The sequence below is a fragment of the Streptomyces sp. MAR4 CNX-425 genome (assembly GCF_048656465.1).
Lineage (GTDB): Bacteria > Actinomycetota > Actinomycetes > Streptomycetales > Streptomycetaceae > Streptomyces.
The window spans coordinates 102,976-121,959 of the sequence record NZ_JBMDLF010000005.1; the positions used below are offsets into that span (position 1 = coordinate 102,976).

The following is an 18,984-nucleotide window of genomic DNA, read 5'->3' on the forward strand; positions in this document are numbered from 1 at the left end:
GACAATCGAGACGTCGTTCCGGCGCGCGGCACGGCGCGCCGGAAGGGGCGTGCACGCCGGCGTACGGAGGCCGCCCGGGCGGCGCACGATCCCGTACGGACACCGCCCCCACCTGCGCGATCCCCCGCGCGGCCCTGGGCCCGGAGCCGCCGCCCGCCACCGCCGGGACGGGCGCTTTTCGCCCACAACGACAAACCCCCGCGTCGGATCTCTCCGAAGCAGGGGTCTGGTCGATCTCGTCGGGGCAATGACACTTACTTGCCCGCTGTGTGCGCGAGGGGGGAGTTGAACCCCCACGTCCTTTCGGACACTGGAACCTGAATCCAGCGCGTCTGCCTATTCCGCCACCCGCGCAAAGGGTGTGCCGTACGCGACCCGCTGGGCCGCCCGGCGTCGTGCTGACACGAGGAAGCCTAGCACGCTGTTCGGACCCGGATCACATCCGTTTTGCCCGCACCGCGACCGCTCGGGGCCCGCGGTGCGGGACACTGGGAGGAGCCGCCCGTACCATCCCCAGTGGACGCCTGGGCGGACGGTGGAGAAGCCCGGCCGGACAGTCGGCCGGACAGGTGCGAGGCAGGTGTGAGAGAGGACACCGCGTACCGGCGGCGGGGACCGGGAACCAGTCCATTCCCCCGCGCGTGGATACGATCAGCGTGCAGTACGAGCAGCATGTTCGAGGGCCCGGCGGGAAGGCCCGGAGGAAGGGAGGTGCCCCGTGGGAGTACTCAAGCGCTTCGAGCAGCGTCTGGAGGGTCTCGTCAACGGCACCTTCGCCAAGGTGTTCAAGTCCGAGGTGCAGCCGGTGGAGATCGCCGGCGCCCTGCAGCGCGAGTGCGACAACAACGCCACGATCTGGAACCGTGAGCGGACGGTCGTGCCCAACGACTTCATCGTGGAGCTGAGCGCCCCCGACTACGACCGGCTCGCGCCGTACTCCGGCCAGCTCGGCGACGAGCTGGCCGCCATGGTGCGCGACTACGCGCAGCAGCAGCGCTACACCTTCATGGGCCCGATAAAGGTGCACCTGGAGAAGGCGGAGGACCTCGACACCGGCCTCTACCGCATCCGCAGCCGCACCCTGGCGGGCAGCCACTCCCAGGCGCCCGCGGGCCGCCGGCCCGCCGCCGGCGCCCCGCCCGCGGCGCCGGCGCCGCCGCCCGGCCCCGCCGGGCCCGGCGGCTACGGGTCGCAGCCGACCGACTACGCCGCCTACGGCCGCCCGCCGCAGCCCCACCGGCCGCCGCCGATGCCCGCGGCCCCGCCGCCGGGGGCGCCCGCCGGCGGCCCGCCCGCCGGCCCGCCGCCCGGGGGCCCGCGCCGGCTGCGGCACTGGCTGGAGATCAACGGGGTGCGGCACCAGATGACCGGGCAGTCGCTGGTCCTCGGGCGCAGCACGGAGGCCGACGTCCGGATCGACGACCCCGGCGTCTCCCGCCGGCACTGCGAGATCCGCGCCTTCGACGGCGGCGCGATGGTGCAGGACCTCGGGTCCACGAACGGCATCGTGGTGGACGACCAGCACACCCAGCGCGCTACGCTCCGCGACGGCTCACGCATCCGCGTGGGCAGCACCAACGTCCTCTACCGGCAAGCCGAAGGGTGAAGCGGGGCCGATGTCAGAGCTGACCCTGACGGTCATGCGGCTGGGTTTCCTCGCCGTACTGTGGCTGTTCGTCATCGTCGCCGTACAGGTCATCCGCAGCGACCTGTTCGGCACCCGGGTCACCCGGCGGGCGGCGGCCGCCCAGGACCGCCCGCCGCCGCGGCCGCAGGCGCCCCCGCAGGACGCCCGGGGCGGCCGCGGCGGGCGCCGGGGGCAGCGCGGGGCGCCGACCAAACTCGTCGTCACCGAGGGGTCGCTCACCGGCACCACCGTCACCCTCCAGGGGCAGACCATCACCCTGGGTCGGGCGCACGATTCGACAATCGTGCTGGACGACGACTACGCCTCCTCGCGGCATGCCAGGATCTATCCGGACCGTGACGGGCGTTGGATCGTGGAGGACCTGGGTTCCACCAACGGCACGTACCTCGACCGGACCCGGCTCGTCTCGCCGGTGCCGATCCCGCCCGGCGCACCGATCCGGATCGGCAAGACCGTCATCGAGCTGCGGAAGTAGAAGACCATGACCGGAGGGCGGGCACCATGCGGATGTACCCGGAGCCGACCGGCGAGGTGCGCATGAGCCTCTCTCTGCGCTTCGCCGCCGGGTCGCACGAGGGCATGATCCGTGACCACAACGAGGACTCCGGCTACGCCGGCCCCCGGCTCCTCGCCATCGCCGACGGCATGGGCGGCCAGGCCGCCGGCGAGGTCGCCAGCTCCGAGGTCATCTCCGTGATGGTCGCCCTGGACGAGGACGTCCCCGGCTCCGACCTGCTCACCGCGCTCGGCGGCACCGTGGAGCACGCCAACGAGCGGCTGCGCCGCATGGTCGAGGACGACCAGCGCCTGGAGGGCATGGGCACCACGCTCACCGCCCTGCTGTGGACGGGCCAGCGCCTCGGCCTGGTGCACGTCGGCGACTCCCGCGCGTACCTCCTGCGCGACGGCGCGCTGACGCAGATCACCAAGGACCACACCTGGGTGCAGCGGCTCGTCGACGAGAACCGCATCACCGAGGAGGAGGCCACCACCCACCCGCAGCGCTCGCTGCTGATGCGCGCGCTGGGCAGCGGCGACCAGGTCGAGCCCGACCTGTCCATCCGCGAGGTGCGCGCCGGCGACCGCTACCTGGTCTGCTCCGACGGCCTGTCGTCCGTGGTCAGCCACGAGACGATGGAGAACACCCTCGCCGGCTACGCCGGGCCGCAGGAGACCGTGCAGGAGCTCATCGAGCTGGCGCTGCGCGGCGGCGGCCCGGACAACATCACCGTGATCATCGCCGACGTCCTCGACGCCACCGACGACGACACGATGGCCGGCCGGCTCAACGACGCGCCCCTGGTCGTCGGCGCCGTCGCCGAGAACCAGCACCAGATCGACACCGCCGGCATGCAGACCCCCGCCGCCCGCGCCGCCGGCCTCGGCCGCCCCGCGCCGCCGCAGGCGGGCGGCTTCGGCCCGGCCGAGGAGGGCGGCGACCCGTACGGCCTGTCGTACAACGACGAGGACTTCGTCAAGGCGCCGCCGCGCTTCAAGTGGCTCAAGCGCGGGCTGCTGCTCGCCGTGGTCCTCGGCGGCCTGGGGTTCGGCGGCTACAAGGCGTACGACTGGACGCAGTCCCAGTACTACGTCGGCACAAAGGACGACCACGTCGCCGTCTACCAGGGCATCGACCAGAAGCTCGCCTGGATGAGCCTGTCCTCCGTCCACGAGGACCACCCCGACATCGAGCTGAAGTACCTCCCCACGTACCAGCAGAACCAGGTCGAGGAGAACATCGCCGAGGAGAACCTCGACGACGCCCGGGCCAAGGTGGCGGACCTGCAACAGCAGGCCGAGGTGTGCCGCACCGTCGCCGAGGACAGGGCCGCCGCCGCCCGCGAGCAGGAGGCGGAGCGGCGCCAGCAGGAGCAGCAGAAGCAGAACCCCGACGAGCAGAACGCGCAGAACGAGCAGAACCCCGACAAGCAGGGCGAGCCCGGGAGCGACGGGGACCGGCCGGGCGACGACAAGTCCGAGACCCGGGCGCCGGGTGCCTCGTTGTCCGAGGCAGAGCAGAAACTGGCGAAGCAGTGCCCGAAGCAATAACCCGTGGGGGGGCCGACCGCTCGTGAGCAGCCACACCAGCACGATCAGCTCGGTGGCGGCGCCCAGCCGGCGCAACACCGAGCTGGCGATGCTCGTCTTCGCCGTGCTGATCCCGGTCTTCGCCTACGTCAACGTGGGGCTGGCCAAGGACGACTCGGTCCCCGCCGGCGTCCTCGGATACGCCGCCGGCCTCGGCTGCCTGGCCGCCGTGGCGCACCTGGTGGTACGGAAGTTCGCCCCGTACTCCGACCCGCTGCTGCTGCCCATCGCGACCCTCCTCAACGGCCTCGGCCTGGTGCTGATCTGGCGTCTGGACCAGGAGCCCAGCCTGACCACGGACGCGCTCGGCGGCCCGATGGCGCCCGGCCAGCTGATGTGGTCGGCGGTCGGCGTCGGCCTCTTCGTCGCCGTGCTGCTCTTCCTCAAGGACCACCGGGTCCTCCAGCGGTACACGTACATCTCGATGGCCGCCGCGCTGGTCCTGCTGATCATGCCGATGGTGCCGGGCCTGGGCGCCGAGGTGAACGGCGCGCGCATCTGGGTCAGCATCCCGGGCCTCGGCTCGTTGCAGCCCGGTGAGTTCGCCAAGATCGTCATCGCGGTCTTCTTCGCCGGCTACCTGATGGTCAAGCGGGACGCGCTGGCGCTGGCCAGCCGCCGCTTCATGGGCCTGTACCTGCCGCGCGGCCGCGACCTCGGCCCCATCCTGGTCATCTGGGGCCTCAGCCTGATGATCCTGGTCTTCGAGACCGACCTCGGCACCTCGCTGCTGTTCTTCGGCCTCTTCGTGGTCATGCTGTACGTGGCCACCGAGCGCACCAGCTGGATCGTCTTCGGCCTGCTGCTGTCCGCGCTCGGCGCGGTCAGCGTGGCCTCCGTCAACAGCCACATCGGCGACCGCGTCGACAACTGGCTGGACCCGCTCGCGCGCAGCCCCGTCAACGACGGCGTGACCGAGACCGCCCAGGCGATGTACTCCTTCGGCTCCGGCGGCCTCTTCGGCGCCGGCCTCGGCCAGGGCTACTCCCGCCTCATCGGCGGCATCGCCACCAAGAGCGACTACATCCTCGCCACCGTCGGCGAGGAGCTGGGCCTGACCGGCCTCATGGCGATCATCGTCCTCTACGGGCTCCTCATCGAGCGCGGCATGCGCACCGCGCTCGCCGCCCGCGACCCGTTCGGCAAGCTCCTCGCGGTCGGCCTGTCCGGCGCGTTCGCGCTGCAGTGCTTCGTCGTCGCCGGCGGCGTCACGGCCCTCATCCCGCTGACCGGCATGACGATGCCGTTCCTCGCCCAGGGAGGCTCCTCGGTCATCGCCAACTGGGCGCTGGTCGCGATCCTGCTGCGGATCAGCGACACGGCGCGCAGACCCGCGCCGGCCCCCGCGCCCTCACCCGACGCCGAGATGACCCAGGTGGTCCGCACATGAACAAACCACTCCGCCGCGTCGCCGTCTTCTGCGGGCTGCTCGTGATGGCCCTCCTCGTCCGGGTCAACTGGGTGCAGTTCGTCGAGGCGGACGAGCTGCGCACGCACCCGGACAACCGGCGCGTGGCCATCGAGCGCTACGCCCACCCCCGCGGCAACATCATCGTCGGTGACAAGGCCGTCACCGGATCGACCGAGACCTCGGGCAGCGACTTCAAGTACAAGCGCACCTACAAGGACGGCCCGCTGTGGGCCCCCGTCACCGGCTACGCCTCCCAGGCGTTCGGCGCCAACCAGCTGGAGAAGCTCTACGACGGCATCCTCACCGGCAACGACGACCGGCTGTTCTTCAACCGGACGATCGACATGATCACCGGCAAGGACAAGAAGGGCGGCAACGTCGTCACCACCCTCGACCCGAAGGTGCAGAAGGCCGCGTTCGAAGGGCTGGGCGACCGCAAGGGCGCCGTCGCCGCCCTGGACCCGGAGACCGGCGCGATCCTCGGCCTGGCGACGAGCCCCAGCTACGACCCGTCCTCGTTCGCGGGCAACTCCAACGAGGACTCCAAGAACTGGACCTCCCTGAACGAGGACGAGGACAAGCCGATGCTCAACCGGGCGCTGCGCGAGACGTACCCGCCCGGCTCCACCTACAAGGTCGTCACCGCCGCGGCGGCGCTGGAGAGCGGCGAGTACGACATGGACGAGCCGACCGGCGCCCCCGAGGTCTACAAGCTGCCGCTGACCACCGACAGCACCCTCGGCAACGAGGTCCAGGGCGTCTGCAAGGACGCCACCCTGCGCGTGGCACTGCAGTGGTCCTGCAACTCGGTCTACGCGATGATCAGCGACAAGCTCGGCAACGAGGCCATGATCGAGATGTCCGAGGAGTTCGGCTTCGGCAACCCCGAGCTGGACACCCCGGTCCGCGCCGCCGAGAGCGTCTATCCGGAGATGGACCGCCCGCAGAACGCCATGGGCGGCATCGGCCAGGCGTCCAACCGGGCCACCCCGCTCCAGATGGCGATGGTCGCCGCGGCCGTCGCCAACGACGGCGAGCTGATGAAGCCGTACATGGTCGAGAAGCTCGTCGCGCCGAACCTCAACGACATCGAGGTCACGCAGCCCGAGACCCTCAGCGAGCCGGTCTCCGGCGAGAACGCGCAGAAGCTCCAGCAGATGATGGAGACCGTCGTCGAGGAGGGCACGGGCTCCAACGCCCGGATCGACGGCCTCACCGTCGGCGGCAAGACCGGTACCGCGCAGCACGGCATCGACAACCGGGACCTGCCGTACGCCTGGTTCATCTCGTACGCCAAGGACCCCGACAGCGGCGAGCAGATCGCCGTCGCGGTCGTCGTCGAGGACGCCAGCGCCGACCGCGACGACATCTCCGGCGGCGGCATCGCGGCGCCGATCGCCAAGAGCGTCATGGAGGCCGGCCTGGGGCGGTGAGCCCCGGCGGCCGGCGGGGAACGAAGGGGTGAGGAACACGGAAGGCGGGGAGTGTCACCCGGGGGGTGCCGGGAACGTGCGGGGAAAGTGCCGGGAACGTGACCCCGGGAGGGGAACCGCGGGGCGGGTCCCCGGCGTCCCCGGAGAGCGGCCGGGATACCGGTCGCGTATCGGCTGACGGTCTCGCCGGAAGGGTGTCATCCGCGCCCGGTACGGTATGCCGAGCAGCACGAGCCGGACACCCCGTGCCGACGCTCCACTTCGGCGCGGGAGCAGGAACGGAAGAGGGCTGGGAGAAGCTATGGAAGAGCCGCGTCGCCTCGGCGGGCGGTACGAGCTGGGCCAGGTGCTCGGCCGCGGCGGCATGGCCGAGGTGTACCTCGCCCACGACACCCGCCTCGGCCGGACGGTCGCGGTCAAGACGCTGCGCGCCGACATGGCCCGCGACCCCTCGTTCCAGGCCCGCTTCCGCCGCGAGGCCCAGTCCGCCGCCTCCCTGAACCACCCCGCGATCGTCGCCGTGTACGACACCGGCGAGGACTACATCGACGGCGTCTCCATCCCGTACATCGTCATGGAGTACGTGGACGGCTCCACGCTGCGCGAGCTGCTGCACTCCGGACGCAAGCTGCTGCCCGAGCGCTCGCTGGAGATGTGCACCGGCATCCTCCAGGCGCTGGAGTACTCGCACCGCAGCGGCATCGTCCACCGCGACATCAAACCGGCGAACGTCATGCTGACGCGCACCGGCCAGGTCAAGGTCATGGACTTCGGCATCGCCCGCGCGATGGGCGACTCCGGCATGACGATGACGCAGACCGCCGCGGTCATCGGCACCGCGCAATACCTCTCCCCGGAGCAGGCCAAGGGCGAGCAGGTCGACGCCCGCTCCGACCTGTACTCGACGGGCTGCCTGCTGTACGAGCTGCTGACCGGCCGGCCGCCGTTCGTCGGCGACTCCCCGGTGGCCGTCGCGTACCAGCACGTGCGCGAGGAGGCGCAGCCGCCCAGCGCGTTCGACCCCGAGGTCACCCCGGAGATGGACGCCATCGTGATGAAGGCGCTCGTCAAGGACCCGGACTACCGCTACCAGAGCGCCGACGAGATGCGCGCCGACATCGACGCCTCCCTGGAGGGCCTGCCGGTCGCCGCCACCGCCGCGATGGGCGCCGCCGGCTTCCCCGGCGACACCCCCACCACCGCCATGGCCCCGCAGAACGGCTACGGCACCACGATGCTGCCGCCCGCCCGCGACGACGACGGCGGCATGGGCTACGAGGAGCGCGGCCCGGGCCGCCGCCGGCAGCAGAAGCGCAGCGGCGCGACGTCGACGGTGCTGCTGATCCTGGCCGGCATCCTGGTCCTCGTCGGCGCCATCTTCATCGGCAAGTCCCTCTTCGGCGAGAAGTCGGACAACGCGGTCGAGGTACCGGACGTCGTCGGCGAGAAGTTCGCGGACGCCAAGAGCGACATGAGCAACCTCAAGCTCACCCTTGAGAAGAGCGGCGAGGAGCGCTGCGACCAGCCCAAGGGCGCGGTGTGCAGCACCAACCCGCCGGCCGGTGAGGAGGTCGAGCGGGGCTCGACCGTCGAGGCGATCGTCTCCAAGGGCTCCGGCGTCGAGAAGGTCACCGTCCCGGGCGTGGAGGGCCTCAGCGCCGACGAGGCCGAGGACACCCTGCGCGACGAGGGCTTCGACGTCGAGCAGGAGGAGCAGGAGTCCAGCGAACCGGAGGACGAGGTCCTGGACCAGGACCCGGCGGGCGACACCAAGGCCCCGCAGGGCTCGACGGTCACCCTCACCGTCGCGGTCGCCCCGGAGGAGACCGAGCCGGCGGTGATCAACGTCCCGAAGGTCGACGGCCTGTCGTACGAGGACGCCAAGGCGACCCTGGAGGGCCAGGGCTTCGCCGTCCAGCGCACGGACCAGGAGACCGCCGACGCCGCCCCGGAGACGGTCCTCACCCAGACCCCGGAGGCCGGCACCGCGGCCTCGGAGGGCGACACGGTCACCCTGACGGTGGCCATCGAGCCGGCGGAGCAGCAGCTCACGATGCCGTCCGACCTGGTCAACAAGTCGGTCGCGGACGCGCGCGCCCAGTTGCAGTCCATGGGCCTGGTCGTCGAGTTCGTCCCCGGCTCCCCGACGGACGACGAGGCGATCGTGTTCGCGCACAACCCGCCGGCCGGCCAGCCGGTCACGGCGGGCGACACCGTGACGTTGGCCACGCGCCCGGGCGGCGACTAGGCCGGGGGCGGGGGCCCGTAGATCACCGCGATGCGAGCGCCCCCGCCGAACGGGTAGGCTGGGTGCCGCTTCGGGGCCTTAGCTCAGTTGGTAGAGCGCTGTCTTTGCATGGCAGATGTCAGGAGTTCGACTCTCCTAGGCTCCACAGAGCTGCGTAGCAGGTGAGCGGCGTAGAACGCCCCCCGGAAGGGATCTTCCGGGGGGCGTTCCCATGATCGGAGTCCACGTCGCCGTCCGGCCCCCGGGCGCGGGAGTGCAGCGGGCGGCCCGCGGGGCGTGGCGCGGCAGGTCAGCCGGTCCAGCCGCCGGTGAAGTCGGAGCTGAGCTGGGCATCGCAGATGTTGTAGCTGCCGGAGGCGTGTGCCTCGTCGGTCTCGCCGCCGATCGTCACTGAGCAGTAGATGTCGCCGCTTCCGTTGAGCTGGGCGAAGACGTTGAAGAACATGTCGTCGTCCCCGTTGACCGGCAGCTCAGCCTCGAACTTGCCCTTCCACGTACCGTCGCGGGTGTCGCTGTCGCTGCCGTACGTGACGTTCACGCCGTCCGGTGCCTCGCCCCAGACCTTGAACACCGCGGTGTCGTCCGCGGGCTCGGGCTCCTCCTTCGGCTCCGGCTTGTCCTCGGCCGGCTCCGGCTTGTCCTCGGCCTTGCCGCCCGGCTGCTCCTGCTTCGGGTCGGCGGGCGCGTTGTTGGCGGTGTCGGAGGTGCCGTTGTCCTCGTCGCTCCCGCCGCCGACGGCCGCGCCGATGACGCTGATGACGACGATGACCGCGATGACGCCGATGACGGAGAAACCGATGATCTTCCCCTTGTCGCGCTTCGGTGGCGGCGGCGGGGTGTAGTAGCCCTGCGGCGGGTAGGGCTGCTGGCCGTACGGCTGCGTGGGCTGCTGCGGGTAGCCGTAGCTCGGCTGGTTCGGCTGTCCGGGCTGCTGCGGGTGCGTCATGTGGTGATCCCCCCTGATGGTGGTGAGCGTCGGGACATTACGGGGGTGTCAGGTGTGTCAGGTATGGGCCGGTCGGCCCTATCCGGAGTGAGCGCTTCAGCCCTTCTTGGGCTTGCCGGCGGGCGATGGTGGCCGCCGCGGCCGGCGACGTACACGGTGCCCGCCTACGCGCGAGTCCGCGGTGTACGGCGCGGAGGCGCACCGCGTCATCGCTCGCGCCCGGCCCGTCACCCGCCGCGGGCGGAGCTAAGGACGGGGACCCCTCGGGACTGATTCCCGGGGGCCTTCGTGATCGGCGTTCCCGTGGAGTCCGCGCCGTGGGTGGCGAAAGTCCATGGACAGTGCGGCCGGAGTCCGCTGGTATGAGTGCTGACCGGCAGCTGCCGCAGGACGGGCGGCACCTTCGCCCAGGAAATGTCATGTTCATGCAATTCCCACCCCACGAGGAGGAACATGTTCAGGGCAATGAGGCGGGTCGCGGTGTTCGTCGCCATGATCGCGTTCGCGCTCACGGTGGCCGCGCCCCCCGCGCAGGCCGGCGAGACACCGGGGACCTACTCGCACTGGAACTTCGACGGGACGACCGGGCTGTCCGACGTCGCGTACGGGGTGACGGTCGAGCAGCATCCCGGGCAGCAGAGCCAGATCTACTGGTCGAACCAGGTGAGCTGGGTCGACGGGCCCGGCGGCTACGCGGGCATGCAGACCAACGCCCGGGCCGACTCCAACCTGTTCCTGTTCTCCGTCTGGGACACGTCCGAGGCCCGGCCCGGTTCGGAGGGCAGCTGGTGCCTGCGGTTCGGCGGCGAGGGCGAAGGGATGAGCTGCCGGATGTGGCACAAGTGGACGCCGGGGCACACCTACCGCTTCCACTACCGCGCCGAGGGGTCCGGCTGGTGGGGGATGACCGTCACCGACACCGCCACCGGCTCCTCGTTCAAGCTCGGCAGCATCCGGGTCGGCTCCGACCGGATGAGCCCGTCCTCGGTGAGCTGGGTGGAGTACTACCGCTGGAGCGACTCCCGGTCCTCGTGCCAGACCGAGCCCTACTCACGCGCCCGGTTCGACGCCCCGACGGGCAACGACGGGACGGTGACCGCACGGCTGTCCGGCACCAAGGCCAACACCTGCCCCGGTTTCCCCGATGACGGCGCCGCGGTCACCGCGGCGGGCTCCGGTGCCCGGCACACGCTGGGCATCGGCAACTCGGTGATGGGGCCGATCACCGGCGCCGCGGACAAGTGCGCCGACGTCGCGTCCGACGGATCGGTGGTCCTCTGGAGCTGTCACGGGGGCGGCAACCAGGCGTGGGTGATGTCCCAGGACGGCGCGATCCGCGCCAAGGACTTCTCCTGCCTCGACATCGACGGCGCCGGCACCGCCGACGGCACGCGGGTGATCAGCTGGGACTGCCACGCCCGCGCCAACCAGCAGTGGCGGGCGGAGAACGGCGCGCTGGTCAACCCCGCCACCGGCAAGTGCCTCGACACCGAGAACGGCGCCACCGCGGACGGCACCCGGCTGGTCATCCGGACGTGCGACGGTTCCGCCACCCAGCGCTGGACCGCCCCCGCCCGTCCGTAGCCCGCCGTCCGGCAGCGCCCCGCAGGGCCCCGTCCCGGGCCCTGCGGGGCTTCCGCGTTCGCGTACGGCGGAGGGCGCCCGGCTCAGAGGTCGTCTTCGCGCTCGTAGTAGGCGCGGCTCGTGTCCGTCGGGTCGCCCGCCTCCGAGCGGGCCGTGCCGCCGCCCTCGGCGTCCATGTCCGCCGCCGCCTGGCGGGCCTGGGCGTCCGGGTCGGGGCCGGCGTCGGCGCGGTCGATGCGGGTCTCGCGGTCCAGGTACTCGGTGTCGTCGACGATGCGGGTGGTGGAGGCGTCGGCGTCGGGTTCGGTGGCGTCGTCGGGTTCGACCATCCAGTCCGGGTTCACCTGGCGGTCCCACCAGCGCCAGGCGACGACCGCCCCGGCGCCAAGCGCGCCGACGACGACGGTGCCCTTGGCCGTACGGCCGACGACCTCGCGGCGGTGCCGCTTGCGCGCCAGCTCGCCGATCTCCTCCGGGCTCACCTCGCCCTTCAGCGCCGACAGCGCGGCCGTGCCGCGGGCGGCGGCCTCGCGGGTCGCGGGCGCGGCGGCGGCCTTCGTGGCCGCCGCGGCGGCCTTCGTCGCCGCGGCGGCGCCGACGATGCGCGGGGTGGCGTACGCCGCCGCCTCGCGCGCGCGGCGCGCGGCGTCGCCGGCGGTCCGGTCGAGTTCGTCGGGCATCGCCCGGCGCACCTTCTTCATCCGGGGTGCGACGTGGGCGCCGTACGCCACCTGGGCGCTCTCGGCCAGGTCGGAGACCTTCGGGCCGAGGCGTTCACGGGCCTCGTGGGCCAGCTGCGTGTACTGGTCCCGGGCGGAGGCGGCGTACGGGGCCACCACCCCGGCCGCGTGCTGCACGCTGTGCTTCGCCGTGCCAGTGGCCGGGCGCGTGCCGTTCTTGCGGGTCACGGAACTTACCTCCTCGCGAAACGGTGGCACTGTTCGCCTGTCCACCTGAGTACAGATCATGCCCGGCTTCGCCCGACTCGGCATGTTCTGCTACATCCCTGACTTGCCGGGATGCGGCAGATCGCGCGCGCGGGCGTGCGAGGATCGGGGGACGCAAATGATTCCGTAAGGAAGGCACATCGTGGCTGAGCAGCTTTACGCCACCCTGAAGACGAACCACGGGGACATCGAGGTGCGGCTCCTGCCGGACCACGCGCCGAAGACGGTGAAGAACTTCGTGGAGCTCGCCACCGGCGAGCGCGAGTGGACCCATCCGGCGACGGGCGCGGTGTCCCGCGACAAGCTGTACGACGGCACCGTGTTCCACCGCGTCATCAGTGGCTTCATGATCCAGGGCGGTGACCCGCTGGGCAACGGGACCGGCGGCCCCGGCTACGAGTTCGGCGACGAGATCCACCCGGACCTGTCGTTCGACCGGCCGTACCTGCTGGCGATGGCGAACGCGGGCCCCGGCACCAACGGCTCGCAGTTCTTCATCACCGTGGCGCCCACCGCCTGGCTGACGGGCAAGCACACCATCTTCGGCGAGGTCACCGACGAGGCGGGCAAGAAGGTCGTCGACACGATCGTGGCGGTGCCGACGGAGCGGGACCGCCCGAAGACGGACGTGGTCATCGAGTCGGTCACGGTCACGCGGCGCTGAGCCGAGCCGAGCCGAGGGAACCTGAGCGCTCCGCCCGTCGTACCACCGGCAGGGGGCACGGCGGGCGGAGCGCCGCGGCGGGGCGGGACGGGGCGGGCGGAGAACAGAGGGGACGCGGGTAGCTGATGGACCAGGCACCGGGAGACGGCGTGGGGAAGCCGGCCGGGGAGAGCGGGCTGCCCGGCTGCTACCGGCACCCGGACCGCGAGACCGGCGTGCGCTGCACGCGCTGCGACCGGCCCATCTGCCCGGAGTGCATGATAAGCGCGTCGGTCGGCTTCCAGTGCCCCGACTGCGTCCGCGGCGGCTCCGGTACGGGCCACGCGCCGGACGCCAGCGCGCCCCGTACGCTCGCGGGCGGCGTCACCTCGGCCGACCCGCGGCTGATCACGAAGATCATCCTGGGTCTCAACCTCGCGGTCTTCCTCGCCGTGCTCTCCGGCGGCGACCGGGTCACCGACCCGCTGATCCTCGTCGGGAAGGCGTTCTTCACCTACGACGGCTCGCTCGAAGGCGTCGCGGAGGGCGACTACTACCGGCTGCTCAGCTCCGTCTTCCTGCACGAGGCGGTCGCCCACATCGCGCTGAACATGCTGGCGCTGTGGTTCCTGGGGCCGCCGCTGGAGGCCGCCCTCGGCCGGCTGCGGTTCGTCACGCTCTACCTGCTCTCCGGCCTCGGCGGCAGCGCGCTGTTCTATCTGATCGCCGCGCCCAACGACGCCGCCCTCGGCGCCTCCGGCGCCATCTTCGGCCTCTTCGGCGCCACCGCGGTGCTGATGCGCCGGATGAACTACGACATGCGGCCCGTGCTGGTGCTGCTGGCGATCAACCTGGTCTTCACCTTCACCTGGTCGGGCATCGCCTGGGAGGGCCACATCGGCGGGCTGGTGATCGGCACGGCGGTCGCGTACGGGTTCGTGCACGCGCCCCGCGAGCGGCGGCTGCTGGTGCAGCGGGCGGTGGCGGCGGGGGCGCTGCTGGCGGTCGTCGCGGTGGTCGTGATCCGCACCGTGCAGCTGACCTGACGATCGGCGTAACCCGCGGGCCGCGGGCGCGTTGAGAGGGTGGGCAAGCAGCCACGCCCGAAGTTGTCCACAGGTAGTCAGCGATCCTGTGCGTACCGTGGGGACAGCCGTTCGATATCGAACACGTCTGCGTTTTCCTTGGCAGGACGGGGGATCACCGCTGGTCCGGACGGTGTACCGCGGTCAGACCGGCGTCAACCGCGCTGAGGTTATCCACAGATCTTCTGCTTTCTGCACAGCTGTGGATGACCTGTGGATAACTCTGTCCACGGCGGGCCGCCGAGCGTGCCGGCGGCGCTACTTCCACTGCGTCGAGACGACGAACCCGGCCAGGATGAAGCCGAAGCCGACGACGATGTTCCAGTTGCCGATGGCGTCCAGCGGCAGGTCCCCGGTCGTGACGTAGAACACGACGATCCAGGCGAGTCCGATGACGAACAACGCCAGCATCAGGGGCGCCACCCAGCTCCGGCCCGAGCCGGACAGCTTGAACTCACCCGACTTCGGCGGCGGCGGGGTGTAATCGGCCTTCTTGCGGATCCGTGACTTCGGCACGAGGGACTCTCCTGTCGACGCTGCGGTTTCGGGCCTGTCGGGGAGGCCCCGAGCCGCGGGGGCGGCTCCTTCCCCGGGCGTGTCCGTTAGCGTAGTCCTTCCACCGGGGGTAAGGAGACAAGGGTACGGTGACCAATTCCGCACAGCGGCCCCGTATGCGGCTCCGTATCAGGCCCGCGCGGCTGTTCACCTTCGCCGCCTTCGGGCTCGCCGGGCTGATCTTCTGGACCAGCTTCAACACCGCGCAGGGCACCAACCTGCGCACCGACGCCTCCATGCTCCGCCTCACCGACCTCATCCACGAGCGCGACCGCGCCAACCAGCGCCTCGACGGCGACAACGCCTCCCTCCGCGAGGAGGTCGACGCCCTCGCCGAGCGCGACCACGGCGCCGGCACCGCCCCCGGCAAGCGGCTGCGCGAGGTGAAGCGGGCCGCCGGGGCCACCCCGGTCAGCGGCGCCGGGCTCACCGTGACGCTCACCGACGCCCCGCCGGACGCCACGGCGCTCATCCCCGGCGTGCCGGAGCCGACGCCGGACACCCTCGTCGTGCACCAGCAGGACCTCCAGGCCGTCGTGAACGCCCTGTGGGCGGGCGGCGCGGAGGGCATCCGGGTCATGGACCAGCGGCTGATCTCCACCAGCGCGGTGCGCTGCGTCGGCAACACCCTGATCCTCCAGGGCCGGGTGTACTCGCCCCCGTACAAGATCACCGCCGTCGGCGACCGCCAGGACCTCCAGGCCGCCCTGGACGCCGAGCCCGCCGTGCAGAACTACAAGCGCTACGTGGAGGCGTACGGCCTCGGCTACGAGGTCGACCCGCACGACTCGGTGCGGCTCCCCGGCTACGCCGGCACCACCGACCTGCACCACGCCCGCCCCGTGGAGTGAGCCGGCCGCCCGCCGGGGAGACACCGTGACCGGTGGCACGTGGGAAGCCCACCGCCTCGGGAGGCGCGGGTCGTTAGTCTGGTGACTCGTACGGACGAATTCGACAGCGAGCACGGGCACATACGGACAACGGCGAAGATCGGCGAAGAGGGACGCATGTACGGCTGGATCTGGCGGCATCTGCCGGGCAACGCGCTGGTGCGGGCAGTCATCTCGCTCGTCCTCGTGCTCGGCATCGTCTTCCTGCTCTTCCAGTACGTGTTCCCCTGGGCCGAGCCGCTGCTGCCGTTCAACGACGTCACCGTCGACGAGGGAGCCGCCCCGCGATGAGCGCGCGCATTCTGGTCGTGGACAACTACGACAGCTTCGTCTTCAACCTGGTCCAGTACCTGTGCCAGCTCGACGCCGACTGCGAGGTGCTGCGCAACGACGAGGTGACGCCGCGGCACGCGGACGACGGCTTCGACGGCGTGCTGCTCTCGCCGGGCCCCGGGACGCCCGAGCAGGCCGGGGTGTGCGTCGAGATGGTGCGGCACTGCGCGGAGCGCGGGCTGCCGGTCTTCGGGGTCTGCCTCGGGGTGCAGTCGATGGCGGTCGCGTACGGCGGCGTCGTCGGCCGGGCGCCGGAGCTGCTGCACGGCAAGACCTCGCCGGTGACGCACGGCGGCGCGGGAGTGTTCGCCGGGCTGCCGTCGCCGTTCACGGCGACGCGGTACCACTCGCTCGCCGTCGAGCGGGAGACGCTGCCGGACGAGCTGGCGGTCACGGCGGAGACGGACACCGGGCTCGTGATGGGCCTGCGGCACCGGGACCTGCCGGTGGAGGGCGTGCAGTTCCACCCGGAGTCGGTGCTGACGGAGTGGGGCCACCGGATGCTGGCGAACTGGCTCGTGGAGTGCGGCGACGCCGGGGCGGTCGCACGGTCCACCGGGCTGGCGCCGGTGACGGGCGGGCCGGCGCCGGCGGGGCGGTTGGCGCCGGCGGGCGGCGGGTCGGCCGGGACCCCGGGGTGACCGACACCCGGCCGGGCGGCGGCGCCCCGGAGCGCGCGGAGGAGCGCGCGCCGGGGCGCGAAGCGCGTCACCGCGGCTACCCCGACCCGAGCGCCCCCGTCCAGCCACCGGACGCCGCCGACCCGCACTCCGGCGGCGGCCGCCCGCCGCTGCCGCGCCGCGAGGCGGGCGGCCGCGGAGCGGGTGCGGCGGGCGGCGGCAGCGGGCCGGGGGACGGCTTCGGGGCGTACGAACCGGGGGCGGCGGGGACGACCGGGGCACCCGGAGGGCCCGGAGCGCCGGACGCCCGGACCGGCGGTTACGGCGCGGGGCCCGGCGGCCACGCCCCGGAGGGCGCCCGCTACGGCGCCGGTACGGGCGGGCCGGACCCGCTGGAGCAGGGCCACCTGCCGGAGTACGCCCACCGCAACCCGCTCCGCGGCGACCCCCTGCCGCCGCAGCGGACCGGCGGCGCGGAGCCGCGGGCGGAGCAGCAGTACGACCCGCGGGGCCAGGCCCCGCCGCCGGGCGCCGGTTACCCGCCAAACACGCAGCACCCGCAGCACCCGCAGCACCCGCAGAACATGCACAGCCCGCAGGGTCCGCACAGCCCGCAGACGCACGTCCCGCGGCAGGAGCCCGCGCACGCGGACGACCTGCGCCCGCGCCCGCTGGAGCCCCGCCCCGACTCACCGGCCTCCCCGACCTCCGCGGTGTCCCGCTGGTTCCGTCCGCACACCCCGCCGGACACCCCCGGCGGCGGTACCGCGCCCGGCGACCACGCGCCCCCGGACGGCGGCCCGCACCTCTACCGCCCCGACGGCGACCACGGCGCCCCCGGCGCCCCCGGCGCGGCTGCCGCCGCGGACGGCCGCACGCCCTCCGGGTACGCCGCCCGGAGCCCTGCCCCGCGGAACGACCCGGCACCGGCCCCCGGTCGCCCCGGCCCGCCCGCGCCGGATCCCGGAGCCGGGCCCGGGGCCCCCGGCCGGGCGGCGATGGTGCCGCGGGAGGGGACCTCGGCGCAGTACCCCGCGTCGACCTACGAGGGCGGCCCGCAGCCGTCGCCGTACGCGGAGGCGCCGCCGGCGGCCGCGTACGGGGAGACCACCCCGGCGTACGACCAGCAGCCGGCCTCGTACGCCCCCGGGATCCTCGGCTACGACCAGGCCCCCGCCGACCCCCTGGGCGCCCCGCGCCCCGCGGCGACCGGCGACCCGCTGACCGACCCGCTCGGCGATCCCCTCACCGACCCGCTGACCGACCCCCTCGGCGCCGCCCCGGCACCGCGCGGCGACCGTACGCCCCCCGCCGGGGACCCCCTCACCGACCCACTCACCGACCCGCTCCCCGGCGCCACGTCCGCGCCCGCCTCCGCCCCGCGCCGGCACGCCGGCCGGCCCGCCGTCGAGGAGCAGCGGCCGTACCCCGCGCCGACCCACGGCCGCCACGCCGGCGGCACCGCCGCGACCCCGCCGCCCGCGCACCCCGCCCCGGCCGACCCCTCCCCCGGCCCCGCCGCCGGCCACCGCGACCCGTCCCCGTGGGGCGACCTCTCCGCCGCGGCCCACGCAACGGCCGGCCCCGGACCGGGCGGCCCCGCGACGGCCGACCCCGCGCCGCCCCGGCACCCCGACCGGACGGCCGACCCGGCCCCCGGCCCGGCAGCCGACCCCGACGCCGACCAGCGCCTCACCTGGGGCACCGCCCCCACCACCCGCCGCCGCGGCATACCCGGCGACGACCGCGCCGAAGGCCGCGGCGACCGCGAGGACCGCACCGTTCAGACGATGTCCCTGAACGTCGCCCGCGCCCTCGGCACCCGCATGTCCGCCCGCAAGGCCGCCCGCGCCGCGAAGCAGCAGCGCACCGTGCTGATCAGCCGGATCACCGGCGAGGCGTTCATCACCCTCGGTGTGCTGATGCTGCTCTTCGTCGTCTACCAGCTGTGGTGGACGAACGTACTCGCCAACCGCGAGTCCCGGCAGGAGGCGCAGCAGCTGGAGGAGCAGTGGAGCCGCGGCGAGGGGCCGGGCAAGGAGGACGCCCGCGACCCGGGGGCGTTCGAGGCGGGCGAGGGCTTCGCCATCATGCACATCCCGTCCCTGGACGTGAACCGCCCGGTGGCGCAGGGCATCGACAAGGAGAAGGTCCTGGACCGCGGCCTCCTCGGCCACTACGCGGAGGGCGACCTCAAGACCGCGATGCCGTGGGACGAGAAGGGGAACTTCGCGGTCGCCGGGCACCGCAACACCCACGGCGAGCCCTTCCGCTACATCAACAAGCTGGAGCCGGGCGAGGAGATCGTCGTCGAGACCAAGGACACCTACTACATATACGAGGTGGCCAACACGCTCCCGTCGACGTCGCCGTCGAACACCGACGTGATCAATCCCGTGCCCGAGGGCTCGGGGTTCACCGAGCCGGGCCGCTACGTCACACTGACGACCTGTACGCCTGAGTACACGTCCAAGTACCGGCTTATCGTCTGGGGCAAGATGGTCGAGGAGCGTCCGCGCAGCGAGGGCAAGCCGGACGCGCTCGTCGACTGAG

The 18,984-nt window shown here is 72.6% G+C and carries 16 protein-coding genes and 2 tRNA genes; 14 read left to right on the top strand and 4 right to left on the bottom strand.

The features are described from left to right. Positions 1-270: 270 nt before the first annotated feature. Positions 271-354: transfer RNA gene (locus ACHZ99_RS16015), tRNA-Leu, on the bottom strand. Positions 355-718: 364 nt separating this feature from the next. Between ACHZ99_RS16015 and ACHZ99_RS16020 the strand changes: the two genes are divergently transcribed. The 7 genes from ACHZ99_RS16020 to ACHZ99_RS16050 all read left to right on the top strand — a co-directional run bounded on the left by ACHZ99_RS16020 (position 719) and on the right by ACHZ99_RS16050 (position 8,973). Then, positions 719-1,606, top strand: a complete 888-nt coding sequence (locus tag ACHZ99_RS16020) for an FhaA domain-containing protein (RefSeq protein WP_420305274.1) — start codon at positions 719-721, stop codon at positions 1,604-1,606. 10 nt (positions 1,607-1,616) lie between these two features. After that, positions 1,617-2,123: an FHA domain-containing protein FhaB/FipA gene (locus ACHZ99_RS16025; protein ID WP_420305275.1), complete on the top strand. Its 507-nt coding sequence runs from the start codon at positions 1,617-1,619 to the stop codon at positions 2,121-2,123. Between the two features lie 26 nt (positions 2,124-2,149). Beyond that, complete coding sequence (locus ACHZ99_RS16030; RefSeq protein ID WP_420305276.1) at positions 2,150-3,697, top strand: PP2C family protein-serine/threonine phosphatase; 1,548 nt, start codon at positions 2,150-2,152, stop codon at positions 3,695-3,697. Between the two features lie 88 nt (positions 3,698-3,785). Beyond that, the gene (locus ACHZ99_RS16035) at positions 3,786-5,126 is read left to right on the top strand and encodes an FtsW/RodA/SpoVE family cell cycle protein (RefSeq protein WP_420305657.1); all 1,341 of its coding nucleotides are present in this window, start codon (positions 3,786-3,788) and stop codon (positions 5,124-5,126) included. Continuing rightward, positions 5,123-6,580 carry a peptidoglycan D,D-transpeptidase FtsI family protein gene (locus tag ACHZ99_RS16040; protein ID WP_420305277.1) on the top strand — a complete coding sequence of 486 codons (1,458 nt, stop codon included), beginning with the start codon at positions 5,123-5,125 and terminating at the stop codon, positions 6,578-6,580. Before ACHZ99_RS16035 ends, ACHZ99_RS16040 begins: the two co-directional genes overlap by 4 nt. Positions 6,581-6,881: 301 nt before the next feature. Beyond that, complete coding sequence (gene pknB / locus ACHZ99_RS16045; protein WP_420305278.1) at positions 6,882-8,828, top strand: Stk1 family PASTA domain-containing Ser/Thr kinase; 1,947 nt, start codon at positions 6,882-6,884, stop codon at positions 8,826-8,828. A gap of 72 nt (positions 8,829-8,900) precedes the next feature. Beyond that, positions 8,901-8,973: transfer RNA gene (locus tag ACHZ99_RS16050), tRNA-Ala, on the top strand. Between the two features lie 144 nt (positions 8,974-9,117). Here the strand turns inward: ACHZ99_RS16050 and ACHZ99_RS16055 are convergent. Next, entirely contained in the window at positions 9,118-9,774 is a 657-nt protein-coding gene (locus tag ACHZ99_RS16055; protein ID WP_420305279.1) for a hypothetical protein, read from the bottom strand. 453 nt (positions 9,775-10,227) lie between these two features. On the opposite strand from ACHZ99_RS16055, the gene ACHZ99_RS16060 reads away from it, so the two are divergent. Further along, positions 10,228-11,358, top strand: coding sequence for a ricin-type beta-trefoil lectin domain protein (locus tag ACHZ99_RS16060; protein WP_420305280.1), 1,131 nt, complete (start codon positions 10,228-10,230; stop codon positions 11,356-11,358). Positions 11,359-11,441: 83 nt separating this feature from the next. On the opposite strand, the gene ACHZ99_RS16065 is transcribed toward ACHZ99_RS16060, so the two are convergent. After that, positions 11,442-12,266: a DUF5324 family protein gene (locus ACHZ99_RS16065; RefSeq protein ID WP_420305281.1), complete on the bottom strand. Its 825-nt coding sequence runs from the start codon at positions 12,264-12,266 to the stop codon at positions 11,442-11,444. A gap of 181 nt (positions 12,267-12,447) precedes the next feature. On the opposite strand from ACHZ99_RS16065, the gene ACHZ99_RS16070 reads away from it, so the two are divergent. Then, positions 12,448-12,969 carry a peptidylprolyl isomerase gene (locus ACHZ99_RS16070; protein ID WP_420305282.1) on the top strand — a complete coding sequence of 174 codons (522 nt, stop codon included), beginning with the start codon at positions 12,448-12,450 and terminating at the stop codon, positions 12,967-12,969. 125 nt (positions 12,970-13,094) lie between these two features. Next, entirely contained in the window at positions 13,095-13,994 is a 900-nt protein-coding gene (locus tag ACHZ99_RS16075; protein WP_420305283.1) for a rhomboid family intramembrane serine protease, read from the top strand. A 297-nt stretch (positions 13,995-14,291) separates the two neighbouring features. Here the strand turns inward: ACHZ99_RS16075 and crgA are convergent, their stop codons facing one another. Further along, a complete protein-coding gene (crgA, locus tag ACHZ99_RS16080) occupies positions 14,292-14,549 on the bottom strand; it encodes a cell division protein CrgA (RefSeq protein WP_420305284.1) in 258 nt (85 codons plus the stop codon). A 128-nt stretch (positions 14,550-14,677) separates the two neighbouring features. Between crgA and ACHZ99_RS16085 the strand changes: the two genes are divergently transcribed. The 4 genes from ACHZ99_RS16085 (at position 14,678) to ACHZ99_RS16100 (ending at position 18,983) form a co-directional block, all read left to right on the top strand. Then, the gene (locus ACHZ99_RS16085) at positions 14,678-15,439 is read left to right on the top strand and encodes a DUF881 domain-containing protein (protein ID WP_420305285.1); all 762 of its coding nucleotides are present in this window, start codon (positions 14,678-14,680) and stop codon (positions 15,437-15,439) included. Positions 15,440-15,520: 81 nt separating this feature from the next. Next, on the top strand, positions 15,521-15,769 hold the full coding sequence (locus ACHZ99_RS16090) for a hypothetical protein (protein ID WP_420305688.1): 249 nt from the start codon (positions 15,521-15,523) through the stop codon (positions 15,767-15,769). Beyond that, positions 15,766-16,452, top strand: a complete 687-nt coding sequence (locus ACHZ99_RS16095; RefSeq protein WP_420305286.1) for an aminodeoxychorismate/anthranilate synthase component II — start codon at positions 15,766-15,768, stop codon at positions 16,450-16,452. The genes ACHZ99_RS16090 and ACHZ99_RS16095 overlap by 4 nt, the downstream gene beginning before the upstream one ends. 1,130 nt (positions 16,453-17,582) lie before the next feature. After that, positions 17,583-18,983: a class E sortase gene (locus tag ACHZ99_RS16100; protein WP_420305658.1), complete on the top strand. Its 1,401-nt coding sequence runs from the start codon at positions 17,583-17,585 to the stop codon at positions 18,981-18,983. Position 18,984: the final 1 nt, after the last annotated feature.